Source organism: Nocardia sp. 852002-51101_SCH5132738 (assembly GCF_001665695.1).
Taxonomy (GTDB): domain Bacteria; phylum Actinomycetota; class Actinomycetes; order Mycobacteriales; family Mycobacteriaceae; genus Nocardia; species Nocardia nova.
In genome coordinates this window covers 95,899-110,008 of the sequence record NZ_LZML01000024.1, presented here as the reverse complement: position 1 = coordinate 110,008, position 14,110 = coordinate 95,899, and the positions used below count along the sequence as shown (strand labels likewise).

The window sequence follows — 14,110 nt, the reverse complement described above, 5'->3', positions numbered from 1 at the left end:
GCCGAGCGGGCCGATCGGCGTCCCCGCGATTCGGGGGTACACCGGATACCGAAAAGGAATTGTCGGCAATTTCCGGAGAAATGGAATTCGATTCACGTTTTCACCGGTCGGATATCCGGCTTCTACCGGCCCGGATCGCGGCCGAATTCGATTTGTTACCCACGTGACTGCGAATTCAACCCCGGCGCTTGCAACCAGGGCGAATTCGGTAGCAATATTGTTATGCAGTTGATTCCAACAGTTCATTGGACAACAACCTCATGGGGGTGTGGCGTGACCACAGTGATCGATACGTCTCTCACGGATCGTTGCGAGCGGTATCGCCGCATTTTTCATCTCCCCGCGACGGTGGACGACGCGGCCCGGCACATCGTTCTCGAAGTCGGGCAGCAATTCGGTGCGGTCACCATGCCGGCCGATCTGGGTGAGCGGGTCTTGCGCCAGCTCACCCAGTCCGGACTCGTCACTCCCGTGGTTCACCATCCGCGCGCGCGGCGCTGGACCTTCATCACCGGCCCGTCGTGCTCCGCCGGCGTCAGCACATCCGTTGCGGCCGAACTGTTCCGGCTGTACACGACCGTCGCGTGCACGGGCAGCCACGTGGTGCTGCCCTCGGCCGAGGACGAACGGACAGGCTATCGAATCTGGGTGCAGACGCCCGACCATCTCGACGCGGTCGTCCCCATGGCCGCGGTGGTGGAGGCCGCGCGGCTCAGCGCCGTGCCGCCTGCTCCGTCGCGATGACCTTCTCGCGCAAGGCTTCCACGGTCGCGGCCGGATCGTCCGTGCCGTAGACCGCGGAACCGGCGACGAAGCAGTCCACCCCGGCCTCCGCGGCGGCTTCGATGGTGTCCATATTGATGCCGCCGTCGATTTCGACGACCAGACGCAATTCGCCGCTGTCGACGAGCCGGCGAACCGCGCGCGCCTTCTCCAGCACGTGCGGAATGAACGACTGCCCGCCGAATCCGGGCTCGACGCTCATCACCAGCAGGGTGTCGAAGTCGCGGAGAATTTCCAGATACGGCTCGATGGGTGTGTTCGGTTTCACCGACAATCCGGCCTTCGCGCCGGCGGCGTGGATATCGCGGGCCACCGCGACCGGATCGTCGGTCGCCTCGGCGTGGAAGGTCACGTTGTAGGCACCGGCCTCCGCGTACGGGGGCGCCCAGCGGGCCGGGTCCTCGATCATCAGATGGCAGTCCAGCGGGATGTCGGTGGTCTTCAGCAGACTCTGCACCACGGGCAGACCCAGGGTCAGGTTCGGTACGAAGTGGTTGTCCATCACATCGACGTGCAGCCAGTCCGCTCCCTCGACGGCGCGTACCTCCTCCGCCAGACGAGCGAAATCAGCGGACAGGATGGACGGTGCGATCATCGGCGACGGCCGGTGAAAGTGGGAATTCGAGGTGGACACAGCGCGTGAGTGTACTGGGTCGATCACACCGGTTTTCGGCACTGTCGACGATTGCGCGACGCGAAGTTGGGTAGCCTTCGTAGGGTGATCAACATGTCGGCTGAAGAGGGACTGCGCAGCACACCCGTCGAAATCGGAGTAGCGGCCACGGTGTCGCAACTGCCCATCGTGCGCGGATTGGCCGAAACACTGGTCCTGCTCAGCGATTTCACACTCGACGAGGTCGCCGACATCCGGCTGGCCGTCGACGAGGCGTGCTCGACGCTGATCGAACTCGCCGTTCCCGGCAGCACCCTGCAGTGCCGCTTCACCGTTGGCGACACCGATCTCCTCGTCCGGGTGGCCGGAATCGCGGCCACCTCGAAACTGCCCGACCAGCGCAGCTTCGGCTGGCATGTACTGCGGACCCTCACCGATGGGATCGAGGTCGCGCAGGAACCCTTCGATTCGGCGATTTCCGGATACCCGACGGTGGTGGAATTTCGCCGGGTCCGGGGGAAGGCGTAGTGGCCGAGCACGACAGCGTGTTCGAGGCCGACGACGCCGAGGACACCGCGGGTACGGCCGCGAGCGGATCCCCTGACGACACCGGCGCCGAGGACGGCGACGGCCGCGCGCACGGCGGCGAGAACACCCCGGACGACGACGAAGACGGCGACGAGGTCGCCGAAGTCACCGGTTCGGTCTCCGGCTACGACGATGTGAATTTGCTGTTCCAGGCACTGTCGGAGGCCGGTGAGGACCGCCGCGCCGAATTGCGCGACGAGTTGATCAACCGCTGTATTCCGTTGGCGGACCACATCGCCCGCAAATTCAGCGGTCGCGGCGAGCCGTTCGACGATCTGACGCAGGTGGCCCGCGTCGGGCTGGTCCACGCGGTCGATCGGTTCGACGTCTCGCGGGGCTCGAACTTCCTGTCCTTCGCGGTGCCCACCATCATGGGCGAGGTGCGGCGCTACTTCCGCGACAACACCTGGGCGATGCGGGTGCCGCGGCGGGTCAAGGAGACCCATCTGCGCATCGGCTCCGCGATCGATTCGCTTTCGCAGTCGCTGGGCCGCTCTCCGACCGCCAAGGAGATCGCCGCCGAACTCGACATCCATCCCGACGAGGTGACCCAGGCCGTCATCGCGGGCAACGCGTATCAGCCCAGTTCCATCGACGCGGTATCGGTGGGCCGCGATACCGAGGCCTCGCTGCTGGACACTCTCGGCGAAGAGGAGTCGCAGTTCGACCGAGTCGAGGAGTACGTGGCGATCCGGCCGCTGCTCGCGGGCCTGCCCGAACGCGAACGGCGCATTCTCACCATGCGGTTCTTCGAATCGATGACGCAGACCCAGATCGCGCAGCGGATGGGGATATCGCAGATGCACGTATCCCGGATTCTCGCGAAAACGCTTGCGCGGCTGCGGGAGCAGAGCGCCCGCGAGTGAGGCCGGCGGTTACGCCGGAGCGGACGCTCGCGGTGGCGCGGCGCGCTGGGCGTGCACGATGGCCGACACCAGTTGCCCGGCCGGGCCGCCGAGTTTGCGCGGTGGACGCCACACCGCGCGCAGGGTGCGCCGCAGGTCCAGGCCCTCGACGGCGACGGCGCGCAGTTCGCCGCGCTCGAGCTGATCGCCGACCGCGAGGGTGCTGAGGACCGCGGGTCCCACGCCGCCGAGCACGCTGGTGCGGATGGCCGCGGCGCTGCCGAGCTCCAGAAGCGGTTCGGCACGCGGATATTCGGCCAATGCGACATCGAGTGTGCTGCGGGTACCGGAACCGGGTTCACGTACGACCAGCGGTGTCGCGGCCAGTTCGGCGACGGTGAGCGGGATGCGGCGCCGCGCCCACGGATGCCCGGGATCGACCACGACGAGCAGACGATCGTGCGCCACGGTCACATGCGGCAATCCCTCGGGCACGGCCGGCGATTCGACGAATCCCAGATCGCATTCCCCCGCCACCAGCCGATCGCACACTTGTCGCGAATTATGCACCTGGAGATGGACTTTCACATCCGGATGGCCGCGGCGGAACGCGCCGAGCCACCCCGGCAGCAGACATTCCGCGACCGTCATGCTGGCAGCGACGGTGAGTTCGGCCTCCTGATCGGTGCGCAGCGCGGCGGCGGCATCGAGTAGCCGGTCCACATCCGCCAGCACCTCGCGCGCCCAGTGCACGACGACGGTCCCCGCCGGAGTGAGCGTGGAGCCGCGCGGTGAGCGCCGCAGCAGGGCGAGGCCCAGCCGATGCTCCCACTGCCGCACCGCGCGGCTGGCGTTCGGTTGTGCCATGCCGATCGAGCGTGCGGCGGCGCCGAGACTGCCGTGGTCGTCGATGGCGACCAGCAGCTCCAGGAAACCCAGGTCGGGGCGGATATCGGCCATAGCGTAATCATATGCATCGGACACAGCCCATATCACCATGATATGAGTCCGATGCCGTTTCGGCCGCTACCGGACCGCACCGATTCGCGAGACCGTTGTCGTCATGACAAGTCTGGATTCCTCGCGAGCGGCCGGGTCCGCCGACGAAGCGCCTGGTAGCACCGGTCCCGGCGCGCCGGACCGAACCGGAGATACCGACCGCGCGGCCGGTCCGCAGCGCGGCATCGAATCCTCCGGCACGCAGACCTCGGCCCGCACGTCACGACGCCGCCGGCGAGCGTGGCTCGGACCGACCGGATTCGCGGGGCGAGCCCAGCAGTCGGGTGCGCCGGCCGGGGCCGGCATCGTCCCCGGATTGGCCCTGACCGTCGCGATCACAGCTCTCGTGCTGGGCATCGCCCAGTTCACGCCGACGGTCAGTCCGCTACTGCTCGCCATCGTGGTCGGGGCGGTCCTCGCCAATTGCGTTCCCTTGCCGCAGCGGGTGCAGCCGGGGTTGCAGTTCTCGGCGAAGCGGCTGCTGCGTATCGGCGTCGCGCTGCTCGGTCTGCAGCTGACCTTCGCCGACATCCTCGGGCTCGGGCCCGCGGTGATCGCGGTGGTCGTCGCGATCGTCGCCCTCGGAATCGGCGGCACGATGTTCATGGGCCGGCTGCTGGGTCTGAGCTGGACGCAGCGACTGCTGATCGCGTGCGGATTCTCCATCTGCGGTGCGGCCGCCGCGGCGGCGGTGGACGGCGTGGTCGACGCCGAGGACGAGGAAGTGCTCACCGCGATCGCCCTCGTGGTCGTTTTCGGCACGATCATGATCGGCGCGCTGCCCCTGCTGTCGAGCGTGCTGGGCCTCGACGATCGCACCGCCGGGATCTGGGCCGGAGGCGCCGTGCACGAGGTGGCACAGGTCGTCGCGACCGGAGGCGCCATCGGTGGTGCCGCACTGACCGTCGCGGTCGTGGTGAAACTCGCGCGCGTGGTGTTGCTGGCACCGGTACTGGCGGTGATCGGCTGGCAGGTCCGGCGGCGCGAGGACGCCGCGCCCGGCACCCGCAGGCCGCCCCTGATTCCGCTGTTCGTCGTGGCCTTCCTGGCCTGCGCCGCACTGCGCACCACCGGGCTCCTGCCGGAATCGGCACTCGCCACGGCCAAACTGCTTCAGACCGCTCTGCTCACCGCCGCCATGTTCGCCCTCGGCGCGGGCGTACGCCTGGCCGCCCTGCGCCGAGTCGGGCCACGCCCGCTGATCCTGGCGCTCCTGTCGACCGTCTGGGTGGCCGGCGTCGCCCTCGCCGGTGCGGTTCTCGCGGGCTGAGCGGCCCGCGGTGTCAGAGCGGTTTGCGCAGCGCGGCCATGAACATGGCGTCGGTGCCGTGGCGGTGCGGCCAGAGCTGGACGGCGGGACCGTCGCCGATATCGGTGACGCCCGGCAGCAGCGTTCGGGTGTCGAGTTGTTCGGCGTTCGAGCGGCGGACGAAATCGGAGACGACGGAGACGGTTTCGGGCAGGTGCGGGGAACAGGTGGAATACACCACCACACCGCCCGGGCGCAGCAGATCCCATGCGGCGGTGAGCAATTGGCTCTGCAGGGTGGTCAGGTCGCGCACATCGGCCGGGGTGCGCCGCCACCTCGCCTCCGGTCGTCTGCGCAGCGCGCCCAGTCCGGTGCACGGTGCGTCGACCAGGATGCGGTCGTAGCCGGGTTCCAGCCCGGAGTCGCGGCCGTCGACCACATGGACGGTGACCGGCAGGCCGCGAGTCGCCTTGCGCACCAGATCGGCTCGGTGTTCGGCGGGTTCGACGGCATCCACCCGATACCGATCGATATCGGCCAGGGCGCCGAGCAGCGCGGTCTTACCGCCCGGGCCGGCGCACAGATCGAGCCAGCGCCCGCCGTCCTCGCCCAGCAGCGGCGCCCGGGTCAGCGACAATGCGACGAGCTGGCTGCCCTCGTCCTGCACGGCGGCCATTCCCTCGCGCACCGCTTCCAGCTGCCCCGGATCGCCACTGTCCAGGTACACCGCATACGGTGACCAACGCCCTTCCTCACCGCCACTGACCAGGGCCAATTCCTCGGCGGTGATATCGCCGGGCCGTGCCACCAGGTGGACGATCGGCCGCTGGTCGTCGGCGGCGAGCAGATCGCGCAGCTCCCCCGCCCGCGCACCGAGCGCGTCGGCGAAGGCCTGCGCGATCCAGACCGGATGCCCGAATTCGAATGCCATGCGGCCGATCGGATCCGCGGGCGCCAGATCCTCGACCCACTGCTCCGGTGTCCGCGCCGCGGCCCGGCGCAGCACCGCGTTCACGAAACCGGCTTTACCGCTGCCGGATTCGGTACGCACCAGATCGACCGACGTATCCACCGCGGCATGTGATCCCACTCGGGTCCGCAGCAGTTGATAGACGCCCAAGCGCAGGACGTCGAGCAGCGGGCCGTCGATCTCGGTGATGGGACGTCCCGCGCAGTCGGCGATCACGGCGTCGAGGACCCCCATCGCCCGGCAGGATCCGTAGGCGAGCTCGGTCGCGAAAGCCGCATCGCGCCCGGACAATCCGTATTCCCGCAGCAGGACGGGCAGCACGAGATTCGCGTAGGCGTCACGCTCGCGAACCGCCCGGAGCACGTCCCGGGCGACGAGCCGGGGAGCGTCACCCACCACACCACGGCGTCCTCGAGTCCGGGCTGCGGAGCCACCGGTCCGGCGCGCAGAACCGGAGCCGGCTTCTGGTCGCGACGACTTCTGCTGCCCCGCAGCGGATTTCCTTGCCGATTTCTTCTCGGAGGCCCGTTTCGACGCATCACCGCCGGTCCTTCCGGGGGCGGCACCGTGGGCTCGTCCGGATCCGGCGTCGGCGCGCCCGGCATCGCGAGCACCACTCGCGCCGGAGCGGCGGCCGCGGTCGTCCGACGAATCGCGCCCCTCGCCCCGACGAGCCCGAGGGGCGTCACCGCCATGGCTGCCCGAACTTCTCCCCGCGTCGCCGTGCTGCCGAGAGCCGTTGTCCGCCCGGCCTTTTCCTCGGCGCGCATCGTCGGCCGTCCGGCCGTCGCGGTCGGGTCGTTCGCCTCCTCGACGTGGGCCGGTCACTCGACCACCGCGCCGGGCTGCAGGCGGGCACCGCGGGCCCAGTCCAGGGCCGGCATCATCCGCTTGCCCTGGGGTTGCACCTGATCCAAGCGCACGGCCGTGGTGGCGGTGCCGATGTAGACACCGGATTTGCGCACCTCGATCACCCGCTCGGGCAGTTGGTCCTCGACCAGTTCGACCGGCCCGAGTTTCAGTCGCTTACCGTCGATCTGGGTCCACGCGCCCGGCGCCGGCGTAACGGCGCGAATCCGGCGGCCGACCGCCAGCGCCGGTTGATCCCAGCGGATGTGGCCTTCGTCGGCCTCTACCTTGGGCGCATAGGAAATGCCCTCACCGGATTGCGGCACGGCCTGTACGGTGCCGTCCTCGATGCCGTCGAGGGTGGATTCGAGCAGCTGCGCACCGGAGATCGACAGGCGCTCCAACAGGGATCCGGCGGTGTCGGTGATGCCGATGCGTTCGGTGACCACGCCGTAGACCGGCCCCGTGTCCAAGCCCTCCTCGATACGGAAGGTCGAGGCGCCGGTGATTTCGTCGCCGGCCAGGACCGCCGCCTGCACCGGCGCCGCGCCACGCCACGCGGGCAGCAGCGAGAAGTGCAGATTGACCCAGCCGTGCCGCGGGATGTCGAGCACCCCCCGCGGCAGCAACGCGCCGTACGCGACCACCGGACAGCAGTCGGGCGACAGATCCGTCAGTGCCGCAACGAATTCCGGCTCCGAGGGTCTGCGCGGGGTCAGCACCGGAATGCCGTATTCGTCGGCCAGCCGCCCGATCGGCGAGCGCGTGACCTTGCGACCGCGCCCGGCCACCGCATCCGGCCTCGTCACCACCGCCACCACCTCGTGGCGCTCGGATTCGATGAGCCGCCGCAGGGACGGAACGGCCGGTTCGGGAGTCCCCGCGAACACCAGGCGCATCTACTCGCCCCGCCCGGACTCGGGACGGCTGCCGGCGACCTCGGCCGCCGACATCACCGTCTTACCGGCGGCGAACCACTCCGATTCCCGCACCGCGCGCATGGCCTGTTTTCGGGTGGCCGGTTCCAGCCGCTGTAGATACAGCACGCCGTCGAGATGATCGGTTTCGTGCTGCACGCAGCGCGCGAGCAGCCCCTCGGCCTCGAATTTCACCGGCTCACCATGCCTGTCGAGCCCGCGCGCCACCACGCGGTGGGCACGGGTCACGTCGTAGCGCAGCCCCGGAATCGACAGGCAGCCCTCCGGTCCGGTCTGCTCGTCGGTCCCGAGGACCTCGAAGACCGGATTCACCACGTGTCCGGCGGCATCGCCGGTGTCGTAGACGAACACCCGCAGGCCGACTCCGATCTGCGGGGCGGCCATGCCGACTCCGCGACTGGCGTGCATGGTGTCGGTGAGGTCGGTGACCAGCTGCTCGAGTTCCCTGTCGAAGGCGTCGACCTCGTCCGCGCGGGCGCGCAGGACGGGATCGCCGAACAGGCGAACGGGCTGGATTGTCACAGGCACACTCCCGGGCGAGACGACATTGCGGTCGCCCCATTTTACGGGCGGCCGGAAATCCGTTTCGTCAGGAATGCGCGCCCAGGATCACCTCACCGATTCCGGTGCCCAGCGGCACGTAGGCGCAGTGCGGCAGCGGTGCTTGCTCGGGGGCGAGCAGAGTGAGCAGGAGTTGCTGGACGAACGGGTCGTACACCATGTGGAAATGCCCGGTCAGGTCGATCGGGCACAGATCCTGGAGCACGATGTTGCGCGCACCCGGACCGGTCAGGGCGATATTGGTGTAGGGCTGGATCATCTCGTCGACACGGCTGCCGACCGTGGTGTACCGCACACCGGGGACCGTGTCGCCGCCCGCGTTGAGTTCGCGCATGAACGGCGAGCCCTGGGCCTGCTGAACGGCGGCGAGCGAGGTGACCTGCCGATAGGCGTTCCACAGATTCGGCACGGCATCGGCGAGCGGAACCAACCCGTACATCTGGCCGCCGTAGCTGGGCGAGGCGAGCCCGATCCACTGATCGACCTCGGGAGCCCCGCCGAGCTTGTCGATGTAGTACCGAGTGATGTTGGCGCCCTGGGAAAATCCGACCAGGTCGACCTTGTCTGCGCCGGTGGCCGACAGGACCCGGTCGACGAAGGCGCCGAACTGTCGCGATGATGCCCACAGATCCTCGGTGCCGTAACTGGTCGCATCCGGTTTGCCCCCGTAGTCCGGGGCGAAGACGCAGAAGCCCGCGGTGACGAGTTGCGGGCCGATACCGCCCCAGTCGGTATAGGCGGTGGCGTCGGTCCCGTGGGCCAGGATGACCGGGCGCGGATGCCGGGCGCTGGGCCGGCAGCTGAAATCGTTGGTGCCCCACGGCGTTGCGCCGGGGTGCGCTTTCAGATAGCGCGAGGCGGTGAGATGGTTGCCCTGCGGTGGTCCCCATTCGGTCGGGACCACCACCGGGCGGGTGTCCGGCGGCGGCGATGCGGGAGGTTCGGCCCAGGCATTCGCGCTGCCGCCGAACGCCGCCCCGCACGTCGCCACCGCCGCGAACGCCCTACGCCAGGCGAGGCCCCCGTCTCGATGTTTCCGACCTCGTCCCATATTCCGATTGTGCGCCGTCCGGACCGGTACATGCGACGGGCCAACGGTATTCGTCTCACTCGGCCGCGGTGGTGTCGTCGTCGGCGAGGATCCGGTAGATCGAGCGCCGGGCCTCGGTGAGGACCTCGGCCGCCTTACCGGCCTGTTCCGGAGTGCCGGCGCGGGCGACCTGCCCGACCGCACCCATCAGCTGGCCGACCAGTTCGCGCAGGTCCAGCGCCTGGTCGCCGACGCCCTCGCGGACGTCCTGCCAGGGATCGCCCAGTTCGTCGCGATGTTCGGTGACATACTCGGCGCCCGCGTCGGTGAGTTTGGCGGTTTTGCGACCGGCCACCTTCTCGATGATCACCAGGCCCTCGTCCTCGAGCTGGGACAGTGCCGGGTAGATCGAGCCGGGGCTGGGCCGCCAGATGTCGTCGCTGCGCTCGCGGATCTGCTGGATCAGCTCGTAGCCGTGCATCGGACGTTCCTGCACCAGCAGCAGAATCGCCGCGCGGACATCTCCGCGCCGTCCGCGTCCACCACGGCCGCGACCGCGACCGACATGGCCGCCCGGACCGAATCCGGGTCCGAAATCCGGACCGAACGGCCCGAAGCCGTGTCCGCGCGGGTGGCGACGGAACTGTTCGTGTCCGCCGCGTTCCTGCGGGTCCGGCCGGGGTCCGCGACGGCGGCCGCGGCCGAACCTGTCCATGTTCTCCATGCGTTCCATGATTGCCTCCTCGGGCATCGTCTTACGTTGACGCGATCAACGATATATCGGCAATGCATCTTTGACAAGTATGGAACGCGCCACAGCGCGTGCTGTGGCTCAGGCGGCGAGCGAACCGATCCAGCGCTCCAGCCGGTCACCCTCCGCGCGCATCAGCTCCGGATCACGAAAAGTGTTGGTGAGCAAGGAGATTCCTTGATAGGAGGCGATCAGCGCGACGGCCAGTTCGCGCGCATCGGCGCGGCCCATCTGCTCGAATTGCCGCTGCACCCAGTCCAGCAGGACGCCCATCACCTCGGCCAACTCACGCTCCAGACCGTCGGAGCGTTTGTCGAGTTCGGCGGCCAGAGTGCCGGACGGACATCCGTATCGGGCCGCGACATCGCGCTGGTCGACCCAGGACCGGATCAACGCCCGCAGCCGATCGGCCGGCCGGGCTTCCCGGTCGAGTTCGGCAAGGAAGCCCTCCAGGCTGTGGGCGTGAGCCCCGATTGCCGCCTGGATCAGCTGATCCTTGGTCTTGAAGTAGTAGTACACATTGCCGACCGGCACCTCGGCAGCCCGGGCGATGTCGGCGATCGTCGTCTTCTCGACCCCCTGCCGGTGGAAGACCTCGGCGGCCGCGGCGGCGAGCCGTTCCCGCTTACCGCCGGACCGCTTGCTGTCGAGCGAGTTAGTCATACAACTGACTATAGACACATCGAAGCTCATGCCGTACGGTCCAGTTAGTCAGTCAACTAACTCAGGAGCGAAGATGATTGTGGTAACCGGAGCGACCGGCAACGTCGGACGACCGTTGGTGCGGATGCTCGCCGAAGCCGGCGAGAAGGTGACTGCCGTATCCCGCCGCCGTCCCGACGACCTCCCCCACGGCGTGCGGCACGTTGCGGCCGATCTGACGAATACGGGCGAGGTCGCGGCGGCCCTCGATGGCGCGGAACAGCTGTTCCTGCTACTCGCGCCGGGATCGCTGGCCGCAGATGTGCCGGGAGTGCTGACCGCGGCACGCGATGCGGGTGTGCGGCGAATCGTCCTGTTGTCGTCACAGGGCGTCGGAACCCGGCCCGACAGCGCCTCGCACGGACAGTTCGGAAAGCAGGTCGAAGTTGCCGTCCAGAACTCGGGACTGGAATGGACCATATTGCGGCCGAGCGGTTTTCAATCGAACGTAGCGATGTGGGCGGACGCGGTACGCACGCAGCGGACGGTCACCGCGCCGTTCGGTGATGTCGCGATCCCCTTCGTGGACCCCGACGATATCGCCGCCGTGGCCGCCACCGCCCTGCGCGAGGCCGGTCACACCGGACGGACCTACGTGCTCACCGGTCCCGCGCCCGAATCTCCGCGCGATCGGGCGCGGGCCCTGGCCGAAACGCTCGGCGAGCCGGTGCGTTTCGTCGAGCAGACAGCCGAGCAGGCGCGCGCGCAACTGCTCACCGTGATGCCCGCCGACGCCGCCGACACGACCCTGGCGATCATCGGTGCGCCGACGCCCGAGGAATTGCGGGTCAGCGACGATGTCGAGGCGGTCCTCGGCCGTGCACCGCGACCCTTCTCGGCGTGGGCACGACGCAATATCGACATGTTCCGCTGAACATCACCCCGTGCCCTGGCCCGGCACGCCGAATTCGCTTGTGCGTCAGCCGATGTCGACCGGATCGATCTGTACCCGCAACGGACCGTCCGAGCGATGACTGCTGCGCACTGCGAGGGCGCCGGCCAGCGAGCGCGACAACGCCGAGCCCGCTCGCCGGTCGACCCGGAGAATCATCCGTTCGACCTCGGCGGGCGCCGCATCGCCGGAGAACGGCGTGCGGGCGCCGGGCGGCAGCGGCACCGGGCCCAGCACCTCGACACCGTCCGGTAGTGCCGTCTCACCGAGGAGTTCGCCGATGGTGGCGGTCGTGCCGTCGACGGCGGCCAGGCGCACCGCGGGCGGGAAGCGAACCTCGGTGCGAGCGGCGAGTTCGTGGCGGGCGTGGCCGATCGGATCCCAGCGCACCAGTGCCTGCACGGTCGGCAGCGACGGTTCGGCCATCACGAGCACCTCACCCGCGGGGCGGACCAGGGCGGCGGCCGACATCCAGCGCCGCAGCGCGTCCTCGGCGGCACGCAGGTCCGCGCGGCCGAGCAGCGCCCAGCCGTCGAGCAGCAGCGCCACCGCGTACCCACCCGGCACGTCGGGTTCGGCTCCGATGGTCGCGACCACCACCTGGGGGCCCTCCGGGACCGAATCCAGCACGGCGGCGCCGCCGGAACCCCGGATCGGCACCCCGGGAAAGGCACGGCCCAATTCCTCCGCGGTGCGCTGGGCGCCGATCACCACCGCCCGCAGTACCCGGGAACCGCACGCGCCGCACCGGAAGGCCGGTTCCACCTTGCCGCACCAGCGACAGCTCGGGCTCTGGGCGATATCGCCGGAACCCTTGCTGCCCAAGGGAACTGTCGCGGGTCGGCGTTCGCCTGCGGCCGTGTCCGAGCGTGCGGGCTCCGGATGCCGCGGGCCGGTATGTTCCGCTCGATGATCCTCGACGGATGTCTCGCCGGCTCGGCCGGCCGCCGTCGCATCATCGGCCGACCGCGTCGATCCACGCCGGGACTGTGCCCCGGCCCGGGAATCGACGGCCCGCCGGGCGTCTCGCCTGCCCCAGGTACCGCTCTCCGGCAGCGAGAGCGGGCCGTTGCAGTGCCGGCAGCGGGCCGGGGTGCGGCATGTCGCGCACGCCAGCGCCGGAACGTATCCGCGCCGTGGGACCTGCACCAGCACCGGGTCACCGGCTGCCAAGGCCCGGCGCGCCGCGGCGAAGGCGGTGCCGGGGATGCGGATCGCGCGCGCCATCGGATCGCGCTCCAAGGCGATATCGCTGTCGCCCGGCGCATGGATTCGAGGAGTGCCGGCGCGCAACGTCTTCCGGTCGGCGATCAGGTCGTGCGCCCATCCGGATTCGACGATGGCCTGCGCCTCCGCGGTCCGCGCGAACCCGGCCACCACGAAGGCCGCGCCGGTGTCGTGGGCACGCAGCATCGCGACCTCGCGGGCGTGCGGATAAGGTGCGCGCGGTTCGGCATAGGTGTCGTCGCCGTCGTCCCACACCACGATCAAGCCCAGTTCCCGCGCCGGCGCGAAAACCGCACTGCGCGTTCCGACCACGACCCGTGCGGTGCCACGCAGCACCGCGAGCCAGCGCCGGTACCGGGCCGCGGGCCCCAGTCCGGCCGACAGGCCCACCACCGAATCCCCTATCAGGGCAGCACATTCCGCGACGACCCGGTCCAGATCGCGTTGATCCGGAACCATCACGATCGCACTGCGCCCGCTCGCGACCGTGGTGGCCGCCAATTCCGCGAGCCGCCGCGGCCATTGCTCCCCGGGCATCGCCTGCCAGGCCGCGCGCGGGCCGCTGCCCCGGCGCAGCGCGGACAGGAACGAACCGCCGTGCACGTAGTGCGACCAGGCCGGGAAATCGAGCGGAATCTCGGGCAGATCAACGGATTTCGGTTCGGCCGCCTCGGTGCGCGCATGCCGCGGCGGAATCGCCAGCCGCAGCACATCGGCCCGCGTTCCGGCGTAGCGGGCGGCCACGGCCGATACCAGGCGAACGATCTCCGGGGTGAGGACGCGCTCGCCGGACACCACCCGCTGCAGCGGCTGAATCTTTCCGGAATGTTCGGTGCGCGCGAGCCTTTCGAGGATGTATCCGTCGACCAGGCGGCCAGAGAATCGCACCCGCACGCGTACCCCGGGCTGGGCGAGCTCATCCATCTCCGGCGGCACCGAGTAGTCGAAATCGCGGTCCAGATGGGCGGGTTCGAGCAACGGCAGCACCCGGGCGATCGGTTTGTCGAGCCGGGTTTCACCGGCCCCCTTCGCCGAGGTCAGCGGATCCGCGTCGTCCACCGCGTCCGAACCCTGTTCGCCGAGCGACGCCGGCTCCGCTGTGTCGTGTTCGGA

The 14,110-nt window shown here is 69.4% G+C and carries 14 protein-coding genes; 5 read left to right on the top strand and 9 right to left on the bottom strand.

All coding sequences use genetic code 11. The annotated features are described in order from the left end of the window. Window positions 1-273: 273 nt before the first annotated feature. On the top strand, window positions 274-744 hold the full coding sequence (locus A5789_RS03605) for a hypothetical protein (protein WP_030514011.1): 471 nt from the start codon (window positions 274-276) through the stop codon (window positions 742-744). Here the strand turns inward: A5789_RS03605 and rpe are convergent. Then, window positions 713-1,378, bottom strand: coding sequence for a ribulose-phosphate 3-epimerase (rpe, locus tag A5789_RS03600; RefSeq protein ID WP_030514010.1), 666 nt, complete (start codon window positions 1,376-1,378; stop codon window positions 713-715). The two genes, A5789_RS03605 and rpe, sit on opposite strands and share 32 nt — an antisense overlap. A gap of 132 nt (window positions 1,379-1,510) precedes the next feature. Here rpe and A5789_RS03595 point away from each other — a divergent pair, with 132 nt between their 5' ends. Both A5789_RS03595 and A5789_RS03590 read left to right on the top strand, forming a co-directional pair. Then, complete coding sequence (locus A5789_RS03595; RefSeq protein ID WP_227462764.1) at window positions 1,511-1,924, top strand: ATP-binding protein; 414 nt, start codon at window positions 1,511-1,513, stop codon at window positions 1,922-1,924. A 194-nt stretch (window positions 1,925-2,118) separates the two neighbouring features. Then, window positions 2,119-2,850 carry an RNA polymerase sigma factor SigF gene (locus tag A5789_RS03590; RefSeq protein WP_063013420.1) on the top strand — a complete coding sequence of 244 codons (732 nt, stop codon included), beginning with the start codon at window positions 2,119-2,121 and terminating at the stop codon, window positions 2,848-2,850. Between the two features lie 9 nt (window positions 2,851-2,859). On the opposite strand, the gene A5789_RS03585 is transcribed toward A5789_RS03590, so the two are convergent. Beyond that, window positions 2,860-3,789, bottom strand: coding sequence for a LysR family transcriptional regulator (locus A5789_RS03585; RefSeq protein ID WP_063013369.1), 930 nt, complete (start codon window positions 3,787-3,789; stop codon window positions 2,860-2,862). A 103-nt stretch (window positions 3,790-3,892) separates the two neighbouring features. Between A5789_RS03585 and A5789_RS03580 the strand changes: the two genes are divergently transcribed. After that, window positions 3,893-5,098: a YeiH family protein gene (locus A5789_RS03580; RefSeq protein WP_082940438.1), complete on the top strand. Its 1,206-nt coding sequence runs from the start codon at window positions 3,893-3,895 to the stop codon at window positions 5,096-5,098. A 13-nt stretch (window positions 5,099-5,111) separates the two neighbouring features. Here A5789_RS03580 and A5789_RS03575 read toward each other — a convergent pair whose 3' ends face one another. The 6 genes from A5789_RS03575 to A5789_RS03550 all read right to left on the bottom strand — a co-directional run bounded on the left by A5789_RS03575 (window position 5,112) and on the right by A5789_RS03550 (window position 10,839). Beyond that, the gene (locus A5789_RS03575; RefSeq protein WP_030514005.1) at window positions 5,112-6,443 is read right to left on the bottom strand and encodes an RsmB/NOP family class I SAM-dependent RNA methyltransferase; all 1,332 of its coding nucleotides are present in this window, start codon (window positions 6,441-6,443) and stop codon (window positions 5,112-5,114) included. 428 nt (window positions 6,444-6,871) lie between these two features. Next, a complete protein-coding gene (fmt, locus tag A5789_RS03570) occupies window positions 6,872-7,795 on the bottom strand; it encodes a methionyl-tRNA formyltransferase (RefSeq protein ID WP_064902666.1) in 924 nt (307 codons plus the stop codon). Beyond that, window positions 7,796-8,356 (bottom strand): peptide deformylase, encoded by a 561-nt coding sequence (gene def / locus A5789_RS03565; protein ID WP_036523470.1) that lies wholly within the window; start codon window positions 8,354-8,356, stop codon window positions 7,796-7,798. Window positions 8,357-8,423: 67 nt separating this feature from the next. Next, complete coding sequence (locus tag A5789_RS03560; RefSeq protein ID WP_082940437.1) at window positions 8,424-9,446, bottom strand: triacylglycerol lipase; 1,023 nt, start codon at window positions 9,444-9,446, stop codon at window positions 8,424-8,426. 55 nt (window positions 9,447-9,501) lie between these two features. Next, on the bottom strand, window positions 9,502-10,158 hold the full coding sequence (locus tag A5789_RS03555) for a PadR family transcriptional regulator (RefSeq protein WP_369817501.1): 657 nt from the start codon (window positions 10,156-10,158) through the stop codon (window positions 9,502-9,504). A gap of 99 nt (window positions 10,159-10,257) precedes the next feature. Beyond that, complete coding sequence (locus tag A5789_RS03550; RefSeq protein WP_064902667.1) at window positions 10,258-10,839, bottom strand: TetR/AcrR family transcriptional regulator; 582 nt, start codon at window positions 10,837-10,839, stop codon at window positions 10,258-10,260. Window positions 10,840-10,912: 73 nt separating this feature from the next. Here A5789_RS03550 and A5789_RS03545 point away from each other — a divergent pair, with 73 nt between their 5' ends. Next, entirely contained in the window at window positions 10,913-11,752 is an 840-nt protein-coding gene (locus tag A5789_RS03545) for an NAD(P)H-binding protein (RefSeq protein ID WP_063013375.1), read from the top strand. Between the two features lie 45 nt (window positions 11,753-11,797). Here A5789_RS03545 and A5789_RS37630 read toward each other — a convergent pair whose 3' ends face one another. Then, entirely contained in the window at window positions 11,798-14,038 is a 2,241-nt protein-coding gene (locus A5789_RS37630) for a primosomal protein N' (RefSeq protein WP_228794680.1), read from the bottom strand. Between the last annotated feature and the right edge of the window lie 72 nt (window positions 14,039-14,110).